This window comes from Mucilaginibacter sp. P4_G9, from assembly GCF_056400985.1.
On record NZ_JBFUKF010000011.1, the window covers coordinates 20782 to 40005 of the forward strand.

Genomic DNA, 19224 nt, shown 5'->3' on the forward strand with positions numbered 1-19224 from the left:
ATGACATTATGTCAAGGTACAGTTTTTATTACCGTTATAGAAACATTTAAGTGTTATGCTTTATATTTGGGGACTTAAAACGTTTTACCAACTGACCCCGTTCATTAAAATGAAGAAGATATTTTATGTTTTTTTAGCTTTTGTCTCTTTTGGAGCACATGGGCAAACGGCCTCCCGGGAACAATTAGTACAATATGTACGCCCTATCATTGGCACACAGCGGATGGGGCACGTATATCCCGGAGCCACAGTGCCTTTCGGGATGGTGCAGCTGAGCCCCGAAACGGATACTGCGGGCTATGAGCTGAATGGCAAATACAATCCAGATGTATACAAATACTGTGCGGGCTACCAGTACGATGATAAAACAATAGTAGGCTTCAGCCATACCCACTTCAGTGGTACGGGGCACTCAGACCTGGGCGACTTTTTAATCATGCCAACGGTAGGCACTTTAAAACTAAACCCCGGCACCGCCGATAAACCCGGCAGCGGTTATCGCTCCGGATTCTCGCACCAGAACGAGGTGAGCCAGGCCAATTACTATAAAGTAAAACTGGACGAAAGCAGTATTACAGCCGAGATGACCACCACAGCCAGGGTAGGCTTCCACCAATACACATTTCCAAAATCAGACAACGCGCATATAGTGCTCGATCTGATGGCAGGTATCTATAACTATCCCGATAAAAACGTATGGACGTATTTGCGGGTAGTAAACGACAGTACCGTAATTGGTTACCGGCAAACCAACGGCTGGGCCAGAACAAGAACCCTGTACTTTGCAATGAGCTTTAACAAAGCTTTTTACCAGCACGGCTATAAAAAATATGATAAACGGGAAGTATATGGCGGTTTCTGGGGTAAGTTCAATCAAACCAAAAACTTCCCTGAGATAGCAGGCAGGCAGATCAGGAGCTACTTCGACTTCAAGACCGAAGCGGGAGAAAAGATCAAGATCAAGTTCTCCATATCGCCGGTAAGCATGGCAGGGGCGCTGAATAATATGCAAACCGAGATCCCCGGCTGGGACTTTGACAAAGTAAAAGCCGATGGACAACAGCTTTGGGAAACCGAGCTGCATAAAATAGTGATCCAGGGTAACCAGGAGATCAAGGAGAACTTTTATACCTCGATGTACCATACGATGATCAACCCCACCATGTATATGGACGCTGACGGCCAGTATAAAGGAATTGACCAAAACGTACACAAAGCCGAAGGGTTTACCAACTATACCACATTTTCTCTTTGGGATACCTACCGGGCATTGCACCCGCTGTTCAATATCATCGAACCTAAAAGGAATGCTGATATGGTAAAATCGATGCTGGCTCATTATGACCAGAGCCCGGAACATATGCTACCTGTATGGTCCAACTCGGGTAACGAGAACTGGTGTATGAGCGGTTATCACAGCGTAGCCGTAATAGCCGATGCTGTGGTCAAAGGAATCGTAAACTTTGATGCCAACAAGGCGCTGGACGCCTGTGTAGCCACGGCCAGGCATAAAGATTATGAAGGCATAGGCGAGTACATAGATAAAGGCTATATTCCAGATGAAAAAAGCGGTGTATCGGTATCCTCTACCGTTGAATATGCCTTTGACGACTGGGCCATCGCCCAATTGGCCAAAAAGCTGAACCGGATGGACATTTACAACGAATTCATCAAAAGGTCTGAAAACTATAAGAACGTGTACGATCCAACGATAGGCTTCATGCGCCCCAAACTAACAGACGGCACTTTTCGCAAAAAGTTCGATCCGCTGAGCACCATTAACGAAGGGTTTATAGAAGGCAACAGCTGGAACTATACGCTTTTTGCCCCGCAGGACCCCAAGAGCCTGATTGCATTAATGGGCGGTAACAAAAGGTTTACTACCTACCTCGACTCGTTGTTCACGATGAACCTGCCCGACAAATACTTTGCCGAGACAGAAGACATCACCAGGGATGGTATCATCGGCAACTACGTGCATGGCAACGAACCATCACACCATGTAGCGTATTTATATAATTGGACAAACCAGCCCTGGAAAACACAGGAAAGGATCAGAATGATATTACCAAGGATGTACAAACCAACGCCCGACGGACTTGGCGGTAACGATGACACCGGACAAATGAGCGCCTGGTATATCTTCAGCACACTGGGCTTTTACCCGGTAGCGCCCGGATCAGACCAATACTCCACAGGCAGCCCGGCGGTGAACGGGGCCATTATTAACCTGGACAACGGCAAAAAGTTCATCGTCAATGTAAAAAACCAAAGCCCTAAGAATGTTTATGTGCAAAAGATGGTATTAAACGGAAAATCGTTGGATAGCCTTTTTATCAGCCATGCCGACATCATGAATGGCGGCGAGATTACTTTTTACATGGGAGCGAAACATAAATAACAGATGTAAGGATTTCAAATTTCAGATGTGCAGATGGAAGAAATTTGATGATTTGGTAATTTGATGATTTGAAAATGAAGCCAAACTTTCATCATCATTCCGCAAAAGACTGGCTTCTATAGCAGAATTGTGTACAACATAGTTCCTGGGGAAGAGAATCGATCTTGGCCAAAGCTTTTTGATCTTTGCTATCAACAAAGCTTTGGCCTTTATCTTTCTCCTAAAATACCCGGCACAGTAGCCCCTTCAAATACTCCCCTTCGGGGAATGAGGCCCTTACAGGGTGGTCCTCGGGTTGGTGAAATTGATAAATAAACTGTACCTGTTTACCGGCGTCAAGTGCGGCCCAGGCAATTACCTGTTTAAAGGTTTCCATATCCATAGCGCCCGAGCAGGAATAAGTGGCCAACAAACCACCTTCATTCAATAAAAGCATGCCCAAACGGTTAAGGTCTTTATAAGCGCGCGAGGCACGTGTAAGCGCCGAACGGGATGGCGCGTATTTAGGCGGATCGAGTACGATAATATCAAACTTTTCGCCATCATCTCTGAATTTGCGCAGTTGAGCGTTTACATCGGATTTAATGGCTGTATGTTTAATGGCATCAAGTTTATTAAGCAGGATGTTTTCCTTTAACGTTTCAATGGCTAATGCCGAGCTATCTACACTGGTTACAGAGGCAGCCCCATTTTTCAGGCTGTTTAGCGTAAAACCGCCGGTGTAACAAAAGCAATCCAACACTTTTTTATTTTTGGCGTAGGAGGCCAATATATGGCGATTATCGCGCTGGTCACAATAAAAACCAGATTTCTGACCCTCAGTGATATTAATGCCGTATACTATATTGTTTTCCAACACTTTTACAATTTCGGGTGGCGGGTTACCGGATAATACTTTATTCTCCGTTTCGCCCATACCTTCGTGGGCGCGGGATGCAGCATCGCTTTTATCAGAGATACTTTCGGGGTTCAGCAGTTTTTTCAGCTCATCAATAATTACCGGCATTATGCGTTCCATCCCCGATGTAAGTACTTGCACAGCCAGGTGGCCTGCATATTTATCAACAATTAATCCAGGTAAATAATCAGATTCGCTGAAAACTAACCGGCAGGTATTGGTGTCATTTTCCAGCACGTTGACCCGACTTTTAACCGCTGTGGCCAGTTTACGACGGAACCAGTCGTCATTAATTTCAACCAATTCGTCCCACTCCAAAAGGCGTAGGGCAACGCGCGATTGATCGTTGTAAAAACCATAGGCCATAAAGTCGCCTTTTGCATTGAGCAGGCGCACCACATCGCCATTGGCTGGTTTGCCCTTTACCTTATCAATAGCGCCAGAAAATACCCAGGGGTGCCTTTGTACAACAGCTTTCTCTTTACCTTTACTTAATACAACATCAATCATGGTTGCAAAGGTAATAAAAAGCTGAAAGCCTAAAGCGGAGGGCTCAAAGCTCCAAATATGATCAACATCGGTGATGTTTTAGCTTTTGGCTTTAAGCCTTTAGCTTTATGCTTACAATCCATTAAACTATTACTAATTTTATTACTCCAACACAATATTTCCCGATTAAAAACATTTGGTATCTTAGTATCGAAAACATAACATGAGAAAAACTTACTTACTGGTAGCCACCATGCTGTTAGCGTGTTTGAGCTATAAAAGCTATGCCCAGGTTCCGCGCATTCCTGAGGCCAGTTCAACGCAAACCATTATCCAGGATTTTGGATTAGGGAAGATCACCATCACCTATTCGCGCCCGAATGTAAAGGACCGTAAAACATTTGGCGGTATCATTCCCTGGGGCGAAGTTTGGCGCACAGGTGCCAATGCGGCAACAACCATCACCTTTACCGAAAAAGTACTTATTGAAGGTAACAGCGTACCAGCTGGCACTTACTCGCTTTTCAGTATTCCCGAAAAAAATGAGTGGACCATTATATTAAATAAGGTGGTTAAACAGTGGGGGGCCTATAGCTACAAACAAAGTGAGGATTTTGTAAGGTTTAAAATAAAACCTTTGCGTGTAAGCGAAAAAAGGGAAACCTTTACCATGGCTTTTGCCAATTCAACCACCAAGGCGACAGATCTTTACCTGGTTTGGGACCATACTGCGGCAGCGATCCATTTGGAAACAGATGATGATGCCAAGATCACCGCTAATATTGACGAGCTGATGAAAGGCGACAGAAAGCCCTATTACTTTAACGCCATTCAATACTATTATGAAAACAATAAAGATGTTGATAAAGCATTAGGCTGGGTTTATGAAGCAGAAAAGATTGATCCTAAAGGCCCCTGGTACAAGCTTTGGGAATCGCGCCTGTTATTACGTAAAGGCGATAAAGCCGGCGCCATTGCCGCTGCCGAAGCTGGTGTTGCCCTTGCAAAAGCCAGTAAAGATGATGAGTACGAGCGTTTGAATAAGGAAGCATTGGATCACGCTAAGGATTAAACCTCTCTCAAGCCCTCCCTGAAAGGGATGCATTTAAAAAGGCCTTTTTTGCAATGAGCAAAAAGGCCTTTTTTAGGAGTTAATGAAGGTTGGCTGTTTAGAAGGGACTGCTTTGTTTATAATGTAAGCAACAATCATCACCAAAAAACACCCGATGGGGTTAAGCCACAGGTAAGCAACCGTTTTGCTTAATCCTAAGTACAATATAGCTGCTTCACTGATGAGGGCGCCAATAAAAACAGAAGTTCCGTTTATCCGCTTCATATAAAAAGCTACTACAAATACGCCTAATACGGTTCCATATATATAGGAGCCTAACTGGTTTACTGCCTCCAGTAAGTTGCCCAGTTTGCTTGCGTATAAAGCCATAATTACACATACAATTCCCCAAAATATGGTTGCTAAACGCGAGGCAAGCAGGTAGTTTTTATCTGAGGCATCTTTATTTATAGTCCGTTTATAAATATCGATTACCGTTGTTGAAGCCAGTGAATTCAATGCACTTGCTGTTGAACCCATGGAGGCCAGGAATATAATAGCAATTAATAAGCCTACAAGCCCCCGGGGCAGATACTGTTTAACAAAGGTTAGGAACACGTAATTGGTGTCGTTGTCATCGGCGCCGGCGTTGTGCTTTTTCATCACCTCAAYGGCTTGCTTCCTGATGTCTTTTGCTTGCTTCTCTGCCACTTTTAAAGCAGTTTGAGCCTTATTTACCTCATCCTGGTTTTTGCTATCAAAGGCTTTTATAAGGTCATCTGTTCTTGCTTTTCGTTGGTCAAAAGCCTGGGTATATTGCTGATCGAGCTGGTTATATTCCTTTGCATAACTGCTTTTTTTTACATTGTCCACCTCGTAATTATTAAAAAACATAGGAGGTTTGTTAAACTGGTAAAAAGCAAAAACAAGAACTCCAATCAGCAAGATCAGGAACTGCATTGGGATTTTGATCAATCCATTCATGATCAACCCCAGGCGGCTTTGCCCTATGGAGCTGCCGGTTAAGTAACGGCCAACCTGACTTTGATCGGTACCGAAGTAGGATAACTGCAAAAAGAAACCACCTATTAATCCGCTCCAAACATTATAGCGGTTGTCCCAATCAAATTTCCAGTCAATCACATTCATGCGGCCCAGCTTGCCAGCCATTTTAATGGCGTGTGTAAACCCAACTCCCTGTGGCAGGAAGCTTACCACTAAGATCCCGGCTAAAAACATTCCGGCAAATATGATGCTCATCTGCAACAGCTGGGTGTATGACACTGCTTTGCTGCCACCATATACGGTATAAGATATCGTCAACCCGCCAATAAACACTGTTGTATAAACAGTATCGATGTTTAAAATGGTTGATAAAATAATAGCTGGAGCATAAATGGATACCCCGGTAGATAAGCTGCGTAATACCAGGAAAAGGAAGGCGGTGAATGCCCGTGTCTTAAGATCAAAGCGCTGTTCAAGAAACTCGTAAGCGGTGTAAACTTTAAGGCGGTGAAAGATAGGGACGAAAGTGATGCAAAGCACAATCATGGCCAGCGGCAAACCAAAGTAGAACTGCACAAAGCGCATCCCATCGGAGTAGGCCTGGCCGGGGGCTGAGAGGAAGGTGATAGCGCTGGCCTGGGTGGCCATAACCGAAAACCCTACGTGGTACCAGGGCAGGGAACGGTTGCCCATTAAAAACTGGTCGATGTTTTTATTGTTGCCGCTTTTCCATATGCCATACAGCACGATACAGAGAAGGGTTAAGCCTAAAACTATCCAGTCGGGTAAGCTCATTCAAAATACTTTGTGATGAGCCAAAATACAAAAACCAAAAGAACCAGCCATGCGACTACGATGCCGTAAAACTGGTTCCAATTACTTATAAACGATGGCAGATCAGGATCACGCCCTTTCACCACGGCCTTTAACCAAAACATTGATGAAGAATGCGGCAGTTAATAAGCCTAATACACCGCCAACAAAAATCCAGGTATAACCTTTATCAATTATTGCACCTACAAACATACCTGATACTAATGCTACTAAGTAGTATATATAATCTAAGTTTTCTTTTTCTTCTTCGTGATGTTTCATATTTGTTGTATTATAACCGGACAAAAATAGGTGATTAATTGAATTATAGCAACAGTTTATTTGATGTATATCAAACTTGCGGGGTTTAACCCGGTAATATTGTTTTTGGCCTCGTTGAGGGCTTCGCCGTTTTAAAACCTCGAAAGTTTCAAAGGCGTATTATACTAACTTTTCGGCTTGCTCAATAAATTCACAAACAGCCGGTAAGCACCCGGTACACCGGCAGGCAATTCCCTGAAAAAAGCCAGCGAAGTGTACACAAACCGGCCTTTGCCGTAATTGCCCACTATTAAGGAGCCATTAAGGGGCTGTTCACCTTTATCATTCATCTGGAAGATGGATTTGTATTGAGGATCAATGTCGCTTACAAAATATAAGCCACGCTCCTGGATCCAGCCTTTAAAATCATCCTGGGTTATTTTGTTGGGGTAGTTGAGCACAGGATTTTGCTGATCTAACACAGTGATTACAGCTTCTTCATCCGTAACGCGTCGGTTTACAACCGTAAAAGGGTAGGGGCCTATCTGTTTGGTTACCAGGCCCGAGTTATTGTTATACTGTACCACCAGGTTGCCGCCGTTTTTTACATACTCCATCAGTTTAGGTTGCTCAAAAGCCAGGCGCTCGTTCACGTTGTAGGCACGTACCCCGGTGATGATGGCATCATAAACGGACAGGTCGGCGTTCATGATCTCATTTTCTGACAATATATGTACATCATAGCCTACCTGGTGCAGGGCATCCGGCATTTGGTCGCCGGCACCGGCTATGTAACCTAATTTTTTGCCCGTAGTTTTCAAATCGAGGCTTACGAGCTTGGCTTCGGCTGGGGGGAATAAGGTGATAGCAGGCACGTGATCGTACTTTATCTCCCTTATTTCATACTCATATAAACGCGAGTCAACGTCAACCGCAACGCCTGTTACAGCAAGGCCGTCCTGGGCGTTAGAAGTTGGTGTTATGGCAAWTCGGGCTGTCCATTCATCCCCCCTATTTTTATCCGTAAAACTGATCATTTCAGGATTAGACTTCCATCCTTTGGGTAATTTCAACCGGATATTTCCGGTATGTACGTTTTTAAAGCTTTTTAGCTTTACCTGCAGGCTTTGAGATGTTGGTCCGTAGAAAATAAATACATGGTCGGTAATATTAATTGTAACAGGTGGGGCTATAACAAGTGGCTGATAAATTTCACCCCTAACAGGATCAACGTATTTGTATAATAAGCGGCGCTCAAAATTTACCGGTTTGCCCTCAATAATGAACTGAAAGCCCACTTTGGTAAGGTCGGGGTTTTCGGGGTTGCCAGCCAGAGTATCAGGAATGCTATAGGTGCCAATTTTGTGCGGTGTTTCCAACCAATATGGCTGTGTAATTTTATTGGCAATGGTTGATCCGTTAAAGATCTGCAGTTGATTGGCCGGTATCACTTTTGAATTTAAACTTAAAGTATTACGCCCTGCATCTATTGTATTAATTTTTACTTTATCGTTATACCTGTTCACCACTTGCGCGGTAAATCTGATAGTATCACCAATAGCATAGGTAGGCGTACTGGCATAAGCCTCAAACCATAAACCCGCGCAGGCAGCTATCAAATTGCTCAGCTCCTTTGTTTTTTGTTCGCGCCAGTAAATATCAGATACCTTTTCAACTTTACTCAAAAGGGCTACTAAGGCCGGTACCGATTTTTCGGGTTCTTCAGCATTGAAATTCTTGTTGATAATCCTGATAGATTCGCCTATACCCTCGCCATTTTTAACGCGTTTCCAGGAGGTTTCAACGCCATCCATCAGATCGGTTTGCGGGGCGTCACCTAAAATCGTCTTGAAAAATTCAAACGACTCACCACGTTGTTTGGCCGAGCCAAAGCCCTGGGTTTTGTGGTTGCTGCGGCTTTCGGCAGCTATTTCACCATAGCTTTTGCCCAGGGTGGCATTATAAACACCTACATCTATCTTAAACTGATCGGCGGCCGTGGTGTTGGTGTTGCCAAAGTTAAAGGTGTTCCACATCAGGCGTTTGGCCTGCCAGGGTCTTACATATTTTAATTGTTCGGGGTAACGGGCTGGGTCTGCAGCGGCAGTAAAAGCCTCCTGGGCTAATATTGCAGATGAAGTATGGTGGCCATGACCGCCCTCGCCTGTAGTAGGGAAACGGCAAATGATCACATCCGGGCGGAATTTGCGGATCACCCAAACCACATCGCCCAATACCTTTTCCTTATCCCAGATCTTCAGCGTTTCGTCAGGCCCTTTTGAAAAGCCAAAGTCATTTGCACGGGTAAAGAATTGTTCGGCCCCGTCAACCTTGCGGGCAGCCAGCAATTCCTGTGTGCGGATCAATCCTAACAGCTCGCTTTGCTCGTTGCCTATCAAATTCTGCCCGCCATCGCCGCGGGTAATGGATAGGTAACCCGTTCGGTAATGCTTTTCCTGCGCCAGGTAGGCCAGCAAGCGGGTATTTTCATCATCGGGATGCGCAGCCAGGTATAATACACTGCCCAGGGTGTTCAGCTTTTTTAAATTCTGCTGAATGGTGCCCATATCTGTAGGTGGCGAGGTTTGGGCAATTACACAACTATATACTAACAATAAGGCAATAACGAGGTTGAAACGCTTCATGGAAACAAATATATTGAAAGATACCAATTTACAATTTGATGTATCAAGAATATAACAGAGGCATGATAGAGCGTGGGCTTTAGCATATTTTGAGCTTTAACCCGGATATGGTATGTGAACTAACCGCAGGATTAAGCACCAATAGTGTAAACTTTTTTCAGGACGATACAATGCATAAGGTGTTCCACCGGAACGCTGGAACGCACCGGAACGGGTGGAACACCTTTGTGTCTGATAGTCAACAAACTAAGTTTTTGAAAAAACAGGGGTGGAACACATTTGTGTTTGATATACAACGAGTTATGATTTTTGCTGATTTACAACATGCCATCATTTAACAACACGGTCTAAGCTTTTGTATAATATGTTTCGCTTAACCTGAATTGTAAAGAATTATAACAGTTTATGCAATAATTATCAAACTAAATCCAGAAAAATAAAACCACTCAAAACAATTTTGTCATTCAACAGTAATGATTAATCAAACGATTAATTTTTAGTGTCGATCATCCTTGATTAATCAATCGTTTGATTAATTTTGTACCGTTAAAACAATGGACAAAGATAAAATAGACAAAAAAGACCACATCCTCGACGTCGCCGAACGCGTGTTTGCCGACTATGGGTTTGATGGCGCCTCCACCAGGGTGATCTCGGGTGAGGCTGGCGTAAATATGGCCATGCTCAATTATTACTTCGGATCGAAAGAAGGGCTCTTCCTGGCAATTTTTGAGCGGAAAATTTCTTCATTCCGTACGCTGCTGCAAAATATCGGTAATGACGACAGCATGTCGGCCTGGAGTAAGCTCGATAAATGTATTGACAATTATGTAGAGCGCATTATCGTGAATAACTGTTTTCAAAAGCTCATCAGCCGCGAAATATCGATGAACAAACGCTGGGAGCTCACCGACAAGATCATCGAAATATTGATGGTAAATGTTGTTGAGATCAGGAAGATAATTGAAGAGGGCGTTAATAATGGCAGCTTTTATAAGGACATTGATGTTCCGATGGTGATAGCAACCATATTCGGCACTAAAAATTATGTAATCAATATGCCGCAATTATCGTCCCTGATATTAGGCCATGATGTTCGCGATGAAAAATTTATGGAAGAAGAGCTGAAACCCAGGATCAAAACATACATGAAAAGACTCTTAAAAGCTTATTTAGTTAATGAAAATGACAACTCGAAATAATAAAACCGACCACCTTAAACTGTTAATAAATACAGTCCGCGTGTTTTGGAGGTATGGTACTGCCCTTGCAGTATCTGGTTTGCTGTTTGCAGGAACAGCAACTGCCCAGGACCGCACAATTACCTTAGACGAGGCCATTAAACTTGGCCTTGATAACAGTAAAGTTTTAAAGCTATCGCAATCAAAAATTGACCAGGCTGTATCTGAATACAACCAGGCCAAAGACCAGGCGCTGCCAACCGGTAAAGTAAGCTATGGTTATAACCACGCCGAAATTCCTGCAAACAGGCTTGCACTTGGCGAAAGCAGCTTTAATTTACCCAACAGGGCCGATGCTTATTTAGGTACGCTATCATTAAGCCAGACCATTTTTGCAGGCGGTAAACTTAAATATGCCCGCCAATCAACCGAACTGCTTACCCAGGTTGCCCGTTTGGATGTAAATAATGATAAGGACCAGATAACTTACGATATTATTAATTCCTACTATAACCTTTACAAGGTACTGCAAAGCAAAAAGGTAGTAACGCAAAATTTATCAACCATAGATGCACAGATCAAGCAATCGCAAAGGTTTTTTGAACAGGGCCTGGTTACCAAAAATGATGTGTTGCGCTTTCAACTGCAACGTTCAAATGTTGAGTTGAATGGTATCGACCTGGAAACTAACCGCAGGATCATCAATTACAACCTGGATGTTTTGTTGGGATTACCAGAAGGCACACAGCTAAACATTGATCAGATAACCGAAGCCGACAGGCAGGTGGCGCCTTTGAGTAGCTACCTGGATTCGGCTTATGCAAGCCGGGCCGAGCTGCAACAGGCCGATTTGCGTACTAAGGTTGCAGAAACCGAGATCAAAAACATAAAAGCCAATACTTTGCCAACTTTGGCAGCATCGGGCAGTGCTTATTATGTTGATGTAAGTGCCAACCCAATTCCAAAGAGTGGTAAGTTTATTACCCCGCTATCTGTTGGCTTAACACTTTCATGGAACTTTGGTAATTTATGGACAAACAAAAACAAGATTACCGGAGCTCATATCCAGCGTGAGCAGGTAGTTATCAATAAAAGTATCACTGTTGACCGCATTAAGGACGAAGTGAACCAAAATTATCAGAACTGGACCATGGCACTTGATAAGATAAAACTTTTACAAACATCCATTGAGCAGGCAGGCGAGAACAACAAGATCCTCGATTCGAAATATAAAAGCAATATAGCATCAGCTACAGACAGGGCCGATGCAGAAACATTGCTTTACCAGGCACAAATCAACCTGGAGTTAGCTAAAGCCGATGCAGGCCTTGCTTATTATACTTTATTAAAATCAACCGGAAAAATCAACAACAAATAATACTAAACCACATAATACAATGGCACAGGCACAAGAAACACAGGAACAGGAACCAAAAAAGAAACCCAATAAAGTTATCCCTATCATTTTAGGTTTGATATTGGTTATCGGTATCATTTTCGGGATCAAAGAATATATATACTACGGCAAACACATCGATACCGATGATGCCCAGATTGACGGCGACATCAGCCCCGTAGTGGCCCGCGTAGGCGGCTACGTTGATTCGATATTTTTTGAAGACAACATACACGTAACCGCAGGTCAAACATTGGTTAAAATAGACGACCGCGATTACAGAGTTAAATTAGAGCAGGCACAGGCTGCCCAGGTTGGCGCAAGTGCAGGCATTAACGTTAATCAATCGCAGATATACGCTACACAGGCAAATTCGGCAAGTGCAAGGGCAACAGTTGAATCAAATGCTGCCCGTTTAGATAAAGTGCAAAAGGATTATGCACGTTATGCTAACCTTATAAAAGACGGATCTGTAACTCAACAACAGTTTGACCAGGCTAAAGCCGATCTTGACGTGGCTAAAGCAAACCTCAGGGCTTCACAGGATCAGTACAAAGCAGCGGTTGAACAAATTGGTACTACACGCAGCCAGTTAAAAGTTACCAATACAGGAGTTAGCCAAAAGCAGGTTGATATTGATTACGCCAAACTGCAGTTAAGCTATACAACTGTTAAAGCGCCATCAAGCGGCCTTGCCGCTAAAAAAAGCGTTCAGTTAGGTCAGCTGGTACAAGCCGGGCAAACATTGTTCAGCATAGTAAACGATAACAGTTTGTATATCACCGCTAACTTTAAAGAAACCCAGCTTACCAATATGAAAAACGGTCAAAAAGTTGAAGTTGAAGTGGATGCTTACCCTGATTTGAAGGTAGAAGGCGAAGTTTATAACTTCTCTCCGGCCACAGGCGCTAAATTTTCATTACTGCCGCCAGATAATGCTACCGGTAACTTTGTAAAAGTTGTACAACGCGTACCTGTTAAAATTAAAATAACTGCTGATAAAGCAACTATGGATAAATTACGCCCAGGTATGAGTGTAAGTGTTTCTGTAATTAAAGGATAATAAAATGGCTGAAACAGGCTTTAAAAAATGGATCATCACAATTACAGTGATCACGGCTTCGCTACTGGAGCTGATTGATACTACTATTGTGAACGTGTCCTTGCCCAAAATACAGGGTAACCTGGGTGCAACCCTCGAGGATGTGGCCTGGGTGGTTACCGGGTATGCCGTGGCAAACGTAATTATACTCCCCATGTCGGGTTGGCTGGGCAGTAAATTCGGACGGAAAAATTACTTCATTACATCAATAATTGTATTTACCATAGCATCGTTTTTATGCGGTAATGCAACCAGTCTTAATGAGCTTGTTTTATTCAGGATTTTACAGGGTATTGCCGGTGGTGGTTTAATATCCACATCGCAGGCTATTTTGATAGAGACCTGGCCCCGGGAACAAATTGGTACTGCAACAGCTTTGTTTGGCTTAGGAGCCGTAGTAGGCCCAACGGTAGGCCCCACCATTGGCGGATATATTACCGACCACCTAAACTGGACCTGGATATTTTATGTGAATATTCCGGTAGGTGCTTTGGCTGCGTTTTTTGCTTATACCTATGTAAGGGAAACGCCCAAGGAGGCTAAAGGAAGACCGGTTGACTGGTGGGGTATTGCCCTGTTGGCGATAGCTGTAGGCAGTCTGCAAACCATATTAGAAAAAGGTGAATCGGAAGATTGGTTTGCCACACCTTATATAACCGTATTAACCATAACCGCTATATTGGGGCTGATACTTTTTATATGGCGCGAAATGAGCATCGATTACCCTATTGTAAACTTTGCCATATTGCGGCACCGAAGTTTTGCGGTAGGTATGTTTACCTCATTTGTGCTCGGTTTTGGTTTATATGGATCGGTGTTCGTGTTCCCGGTATTTTGCCAGAATTTGCTTGGCTTTACGGCGCAGCAAACGGGCGAGATCCTGTTCCCGGGCGGACTGTGTACTATAGTAATGATGCCATTTATTGGTAAAATGCTTAATAAAGGTATTCCGGCGCAGTTTATGGCAACTGCAGGCATGTTCCTGTTTTTTGTATTTACCACCATGCTCAGTAATTCAACACTGGCTATGGGGACCGGAAATTTCTTTTTGCCGCTGATGATACGCGGTGTAGGTATGGCATTGCTGTTTGTACCGTTAACTACGCTTGCTATTGCCGATCTGAAGGGGGCGGAAGTTGGACAGGGAACCGGCTTAAACAATATGATGCGCCAATTAGGCGGTTCATTTGGTATTGCAACTTTAACTACCATTATTCACTTACGCCAGGGGGTACACCGCCAAAACCTGTTAACAAATATTACAGCCACAAACCCGGCTTTTGTTGATCGCTTTAATGCTTCAATGCATGGGTTTATGGCAAAGGGGCACTCTTTGTTAGATGCTACCCGTATGGCCTATGGCGCTATTGAAGGCGCCCTAACCAAACAGGTATTGTTGTTAACCTACGATGATGCTTACTGGATCTCGGGTTTGGTGATGTTGTTTTCTATCCCGCTGCTTTACCTGCAGCCCTTTAAAAAATCTAATGTTAAAATGCCGGTCGACGCGCATTAAAACGATAAAAGCCGTTCCACTATTACCTGGAACGGCTTTCCCCAAAAAAAATTAACAATTAAAATTTAATAACTCTCCCCGAGCTACATTTTGATTTCAATAAAAATTTAGTGTAGTTGAGGTTTGTTTAATCTTAGGTATAAATTTAGAAGTTTTTAATTAACAAACGCAAATTTAATTGATTAATAAACTGTTATTTATGAAAAAGACATGAAATTTTTGTATCTCATGCCTTTTTTGTTGTTAATATTTGCTAAACTGCTTAAAAAATAACTTTACCGGTGGCTGTTACCAGTGAGGCAATACGTACTGCATCAAAAATACGTTCTTCGGTTGTAGCCATTTTTATAAGTGAATCTTCATGGGCATTCACGCACATTTCGCAGCCGTTTACGGCTGATACAGCAAGGCTCATGAGCTCAAAAAATTCTTTGCCGGTTACGGGTTTCATCATCAGCTGCATGCGGATACGGGCAGGGATCTGCGTGTATTTTTCCTTTTGGGTAAAATGCCTGAACCTGTAAAATATATTGTTTGATGCCAGCAATGATGCGCAACCTGCGGCTTCACCAATTTCGGCAGCTGTAGCTTCCTGCTCTTCGGCGTATTTGGTAAAATAAGTGGTAAGTGGTGCATTATTGTTATTCACTGCAATACTTAAACCTAATAATGCACATTCCTTAGCCGTTAAATGGGCTGATGTAAGCGTACTGGTAAAGTTCAGCTTCAAATCGCGCAGGTAGCGCGATTCGCCTTTTTCTAAAAGCGTAAGGCTTGTGGTACGGTAATCTTTATCTAATCCAACACTTTGCAGTATTTCCTGGATCACTTCGGTACTTTCGTTCATAAATTTATTATTTGTGCTTAAAGCAGAAAGCCCAAGGCTTAAAGCTTAAAAGCGGTTATTATTGTATTTCTATTTGGGTTAACCTACACCGTCATTGCTTTGCGACTTATAATGGCATGATTGTAAGTTGTTGATTATCAATGTGTATTTTTACAAGCAAACCTCTCACCCGTCATTGCGAGGTACGAAGCAATCCCCAACTTACAGAGTAACTGGGCAAATCCGATCTGTATTTCGGGGATTGCTTCGTCGTACCTCCTCGCAATGACGATCACGAGGAGGCAATGGCAGTCTGTTTTTTGACGGTCTATTTCAAGCTTTCGGCTTTATGCCTCAAGCTTTTAGCTTATTCCCGGCTTATAAAAAATCCCCGCACAATAATTAACTGTACGGGGACATATGTTATAGGGGGAATTAAACGGTAAGTGTTTCCTGTCCTTTTTCCCAGTTACATGGGCAAAGCTCGTCGGTTTGTAAGCCATCAAGTACACGTAAAACTTCTTTAACGTTACGGCCTACACTAAGGTCGTTAACAGATACCCAACGGATGATTCCGGTAGGATCGATGATGAAAGTTGCACGGTAGGCGATCTTTTCGTTTGGCTCCAATATACCAAGGTCTTCGGCTAATGATTTTGAAGTATCAGCCAACATTGGGAATTTAAGGTCGCGCAGATCATCATGATCGCGTCTCCAGGCAGCATGAACAAATTCAGAATCTGTAGAAGCGCCAATTAAACGGGTTTCGCGGTCGCGGAACTCACCATAGTTTTTGTTGAACTCAGCAATTTCAGTTGGGCAAACAAAAGTAAAATCCTTTGGCCACCAGAACATTACTGTCCAAACGTTATCATCATTCACAAGATACTCAGAAGTAAGTGTTTCAAACTCTTTTCCTTTTTCAATACTTATTACGGCTGTTTTAGAAAATTGAGGGAATTTTTGTCCTATCGTTAACATAAGTGCTGTTTTTTTATTGTTTATGCAAATATACTGATTTAAAAGGCAGGGTTTCATACTAAAAATCTATACGATATAGATTTTATTGATATAGGTAAAAAGTATTATTTAAATTAGCTATTTGGTTGGTTTGCACAAAAAAGGCGGCACATTTACATGTGCCACCTTATAGTATGTAACAAAGCCCGGTTAGAGTATAAACTTGGTACTCAGGAAATTTGATTCGTTGCCGTTTACAATTTCGTTGATGATTTGCTTATTAGTCTCCGTCATTTTGGTGGTAACAAGTGAGCGGATAGAGAATGATCGTAAAGCGTCATGTACCGAAAGTGTGCCCTCGGCGCTATCCTTACGCCCGGTGAAGGGAAATACATCGGGCCCGCGCTGACATTGGCTGTTGATATTTACCCGGCTTACCAGGTTCACAAACGGATCTATCAGCGAAGCGATCTCTTTAGCATCGTTACTAAAAATACTCACCTGCATGCCATGCGGCGAATCTATCTGGTAATCAATTGGCTCCTCAATAGAATCAAACGGAATTACGGGAATAACCGGGCCAAACTGTTCTTCGCGGTACAGCTTCATTTTCTCGTTAACCGGGTACACAATGGCCGGGTAAAAAAATGAAGCTACAGTTTTACCTCCGTTTTCGTTGATGATACTGGCGCCGTTGGCAATGGCATCTTCAACAATATCGGTAAGGTAAGCAGGTTTATGAGGCTCGGGCAGGGGAGTAAGCTTTACATCTTTATCCCAGGGTAATCCAAATTTTAGTTTGGCTATTGCTTCGCTCAATAATTTTAAAAACTCATCGGCGACTTCCCTTTGTACAAATATCATTTTAATGGCGGTGCAACGTTGTCCGTTGAATGATAACGCACCTAAAATACATTCACTTACAGCAAGCGGCAGATCGGCATTTTTGGTAACGATTGCGGCGTTTTTGGCATCCAGGCTCAAAACCGCGCGTAAACGGTTTATTTTAGGGTGACGTTTTTTAAGATCATTAGCCACTTTGCTCGATCCGATAAAAGCCAGCACATTTACCTTGCCTGATGCCATCAAGCCCGGGGTAACAACCGCTCCACGGCCGTAAATGGTATTCACTACTCCTTTTGGAAAAGACTCCTGGAAGGCCTTTAGCAACGGGTAATGCAATAATGTACCATGCTTGGGTGGTTTAAATAATATAGTATTGCCCATGATCAAAGCGGGGATCAGGGTGGTAAAAGTTTCGTTAAGCGGGTAGTTGAACGGCCCCATACAAAGCACTACACCTAATGGCGAACGGCGAACCTGGGCTACCAGGCCCTCGGCCATTTCAAAGCGGGATGACTGGCGGTCGATATCTTTTAATGCATCTATGGTGGCGTTAATGTACTCGATAGTACGGTCGAACTCCTTTGCCGAGTCGCCGTATGATTTGCCTATCTCCCACATCAGTAGTTTCACAACCAGGCTGCGTTGCTCGCTCATTTTATAAATAAAGGTCTCCATGCATTTAATGCGGTCGGCAATGCTCATGGTTGGCCATTCACCGCGACCGCTATCATAAGCGGCCAAAGCGGCATCTAATGATTCAAAAGCTTCCTTTTCGGTACAAACGGGGTAGGTTCCTATCAACTTTCGGGTAAAGCCATCTGCAGAAAGAAAGCCAACGGGCGAGTAAACTTCGCTTACTTCACCGTGCCACGGCTTCATTTTACCATTGCTTAAATATTCGCGCTGGTGTACTTCTGTTATCCGAAATTCGGGAGGAATTTGGTCTTCTGCTACAAATATTGAACTGAGCTGGTCGTTAAAACTCATATTTTTCAGGGATTAGATTTTCTTAAAGATAAAAAAAGCCTGCTTTAATAAGCAAGCTTTTTTATAAAGAATATGAATTATTGCCAATTTTGCAATTCAGGCACTCTCTTTATACAGTACCATACCGGCGTGGTAAAAGGCTCCGTCTTTAAAATCCCCATTGGCAGTAAAGCCGGTATCATCCAGGTATTCAACGTGTTTGCCCAAAATGTTATAATAGCCGGTGTAGGCACTTTTTTTATTTCCGCGGGCCTCGTTATAGCGGCCGTTTGGTAAAAACTCATGGCGTATATAACCGTCTTTGGTTACCCAAACGCCTATATGCTCATTGTTTTTCATTGTTAAAAGCCAGTTGATGTTGTTAATTCTTTCCATGTTTCAAGGTCGTTTTGTAACGACACTATTTTTTGGTTAGCCAGCTGGTATGCATCGGCCCCTAAAAATAAATTCAGCGGCGGATTTGGGTCTGATACTATTTTTATCATTGCCGCCGCGGCTTTTTCGGGGTCGCCCGCCTGTTGCTGGTCCATTTGGTTTTGGTGCAGGTTTTGCGAATCGCGGATGCTTTGGTATTCAGTTATTGGATTTTTTGGGGTAACTAATGATCCTTGTGAAAGGAAGTTGGTGCGGAAATAGCCCGGCTCAACTATGGTCACCTTTATGCCGAAAGGTTTTACTTCTGCATCCAAAGCTTCGGAAAAACCATTAACCGCGAATTTTGTAGCACAATATATTCCGAAACCGGGGAAACCCCCAACCAAGCCGCCTATTGAAGAAATATTGATAATATGCCCGGATTGCTGACCGCGCAGGTAAGGTAATGCCTTACGGGTAACGTTTAAAGCCC

15 protein-coding genes are annotated in these 19224 nt (G+C 43.2%); 6 read left to right on the forward strand and 9 right to left on the reverse strand.

The features are described 5' to 3' along the window. Window positions 1-109: 109 nt before the first annotated feature. Window positions 110-2401, forward strand: coding sequence for a GH92 family glycosyl hydrolase (locus AC1DPZ_RS02580; RefSeq protein ID WP_477401047.1), 2292 nt, complete (start codon window positions 110-112; stop codon window positions 2399-2401). A 220-nt stretch (window positions 2402-2621) separates the two neighbouring features. On the opposite strand, the gene AC1DPZ_RS02585 is transcribed toward AC1DPZ_RS02580, so the two are convergent. After that, window positions 2622-3809, reverse strand: a complete 1188-nt coding sequence (locus tag AC1DPZ_RS02585; protein ID WP_477401049.1) for a class I SAM-dependent rRNA methyltransferase — start codon at window positions 3807-3809, stop codon at window positions 2622-2624. A 202-nt stretch (window positions 3810-4011) separates the two neighbouring features. Between AC1DPZ_RS02585 and AC1DPZ_RS02590 the strand changes: the two genes are divergently transcribed. Beyond that, window positions 4012-4860: a DUF2911 domain-containing protein gene (locus AC1DPZ_RS02590; protein WP_477401050.1), complete on the forward strand. Its 849-nt coding sequence runs from the start codon at window positions 4012-4014 to the stop codon at window positions 4858-4860. Between the two features lie 72 nt (window positions 4861-4932). Here the strand turns inward: AC1DPZ_RS02590 and AC1DPZ_RS02595 are convergent, their stop codons facing one another. The 3 genes from AC1DPZ_RS02595 to AC1DPZ_RS02605 form a co-directional block, all read right to left on the reverse strand. Then, window positions 4933-6639 (reverse strand): sodium:solute symporter family protein, encoded by a 1707-nt coding sequence (locus AC1DPZ_RS02595; RefSeq protein ID WP_477401052.1) that lies wholly within the window; start codon window positions 6637-6639, stop codon window positions 4933-4935. A 108-nt stretch (window positions 6640-6747) separates the two neighbouring features. Continuing rightward, window positions 6748-6939 (reverse strand): hypothetical protein, encoded by a 192-nt coding sequence (locus tag AC1DPZ_RS02600; protein ID WP_477401054.1) that lies wholly within the window; start codon window positions 6937-6939, stop codon window positions 6748-6750. Between the two features lie 164 nt (window positions 6940-7103). Then, window positions 7104-9563, reverse strand: coding sequence for a PIG-L family deacetylase (locus tag AC1DPZ_RS02605; protein WP_477401055.1), 2460 nt, complete (start codon window positions 9561-9563; stop codon window positions 7104-7106). 554 nt (window positions 9564-10117) lie between these two features. On the opposite strand from AC1DPZ_RS02605, the gene AC1DPZ_RS02610 reads away from it, so the two are divergent. From AC1DPZ_RS02610 to AC1DPZ_RS02625, 4 genes are read left to right on the forward strand one after another with little or no spacing between them, the layout of a single operon-like run. Next, on the forward strand, window positions 10118-10765 hold the full coding sequence (locus tag AC1DPZ_RS02610) for a TetR/AcrR family transcriptional regulator (protein WP_477401056.1): 648 nt from the start codon (window positions 10118-10120) through the stop codon (window positions 10763-10765). Then, window positions 10749-12122 carry a TolC family protein gene (locus AC1DPZ_RS02615; protein WP_477401057.1) on the forward strand — a complete coding sequence of 458 codons (1374 nt, stop codon included), beginning with the start codon at window positions 10749-10751 and terminating at the stop codon, window positions 12120-12122. Before AC1DPZ_RS02610 ends, AC1DPZ_RS02615 begins: the two co-directional genes overlap by 17 nt. Window positions 12123-12141: 19 nt before the next feature. Then, window positions 12142-13203, forward strand: coding sequence for an HlyD family secretion protein (locus AC1DPZ_RS02620; RefSeq protein ID WP_477401059.1), 1062 nt, complete (start codon window positions 12142-12144; stop codon window positions 13201-13203). A 4-nt stretch (window positions 13204-13207) separates the two neighbouring features. Continuing rightward, window positions 13208-14758 carry a DHA2 family efflux MFS transporter permease subunit gene (locus AC1DPZ_RS02625; protein ID WP_477401060.1) on the forward strand — a complete coding sequence of 517 codons (1551 nt, stop codon included), beginning with the start codon at window positions 13208-13210 and terminating at the stop codon, window positions 14756-14758. Between the two features lie 262 nt (window positions 14759-15020). Here AC1DPZ_RS02625 and AC1DPZ_RS02630 read toward each other — a convergent pair whose 3' ends face one another. The 5 genes from AC1DPZ_RS02630 to AC1DPZ_RS02650 all read right to left on the reverse strand — a co-directional run. Continuing rightward, window positions 15021-15605 carry a carboxymuconolactone decarboxylase family protein gene (locus AC1DPZ_RS02630; protein WP_477401061.1) on the reverse strand — a complete coding sequence of 195 codons (585 nt, stop codon included), beginning with the start codon at window positions 15603-15605 and terminating at the stop codon, window positions 15021-15023. A gap of 414 nt (window positions 15606-16019) precedes the next feature. Beyond that, entirely contained in the window at window positions 16020-16565 is a 546-nt protein-coding gene (locus tag AC1DPZ_RS02635; protein ID WP_477401062.1) for a peroxiredoxin, read from the reverse strand. A 189-nt stretch (window positions 16566-16754) separates the two neighbouring features. Beyond that, a complete protein-coding gene (locus AC1DPZ_RS02640) occupies window positions 16755-18377 on the reverse strand; it encodes an NADP-dependent glyceraldehyde-3-phosphate dehydrogenase (RefSeq protein ID WP_477401064.1) in 1623 nt (540 codons plus the stop codon). Window positions 18378-18473: 96 nt separating this feature from the next. After that, complete coding sequence (locus AC1DPZ_RS02645; RefSeq protein WP_477401066.1) at window positions 18474-18752, reverse strand: Atu4866 domain-containing protein; 279 nt, start codon at window positions 18750-18752, stop codon at window positions 18474-18476. Beyond that, window positions 18719-19224 (reverse strand): SDR family NAD(P)-dependent oxidoreductase (locus tag AC1DPZ_RS02650; protein WP_477401068.1); only part of this gene is annotated, 506 nt, incomplete at its 5' end. The genes AC1DPZ_RS02645 and AC1DPZ_RS02650, both read right to left, overlap by 34 nt.

Excerpts from the sequence above, each read along its gene's own strand:
- AC1DPZ_RS02580 (WP_477401047.1), top strand. The coding sequence starts at position 110 with ATGAAGAAGATATTTTATGTTTTTTTAGCTTTTGTCTCTTTTGGAGCA.
- AC1DPZ_RS02585 (WP_477401049.1), bottom strand. The coding sequence starts at position 3,809 with ATGATTGATGTTGTATTAAGTAAAGGTAAAGAGAAAGCTGTTGTACAA.
- AC1DPZ_RS02590 (WP_477401050.1), top strand. The coding sequence starts at position 4,012 with ATGAGAAAAACTTACTTACTGGTAGCCACCATGCTGTTAGCGTGTTTG.
- AC1DPZ_RS02600 (WP_477401054.1), bottom strand. The coding sequence starts at position 6,939 with ATGAAACATCACGAAGAAGAAAAAGAAAACTTAGATTATATATACTAC.
- AC1DPZ_RS02610 (WP_477401056.1), top strand. The coding sequence starts at position 10,118 with ATGGACAAAGATAAAATAGACAAAAAAGACCACATCCTCGACGTCGCC.
- AC1DPZ_RS02615 (WP_477401057.1), top strand. The coding sequence starts at position 10,749 with ATGACAACTCGAAATAATAAAACCGACCACCTTAAACTGTTAATAAAT.
- AC1DPZ_RS02620 (WP_477401059.1), top strand. The coding sequence starts at position 12,142 with ATGGCACAGGCACAAGAAACACAGGAACAGGAACCAAAAAAGAAACCC.
- AC1DPZ_RS02625 (WP_477401060.1), top strand. The coding sequence starts at position 13,208 with ATGGCTGAAACAGGCTTTAAAAAATGGATCATCACAATTACAGTGATC.
- AC1DPZ_RS02630 (WP_477401061.1), bottom strand. The coding sequence starts at position 15,605 with ATGAACGAAAGTACCGAAGTGATCCAGGAAATACTGCAAAGTGTTGGA.
- AC1DPZ_RS02635 (WP_477401062.1), bottom strand. The coding sequence starts at position 16,565 with ATGTTAACGATAGGACAAAAATTCCCTCAATTTTCTAAAACAGCCGTA.
- AC1DPZ_RS02640 (WP_477401064.1), bottom strand. The coding sequence starts at position 18,377 with ATGAGTTTTAACGACCAGCTCAGTTCAATATTTGTAGCAGAAGACCAA.
- AC1DPZ_RS02645 (WP_477401066.1), bottom strand. The coding sequence starts at position 18,752 with ATGGAAAGAATTAACAACATCAACTGGCTTTTAACAATGAAAAACAAT.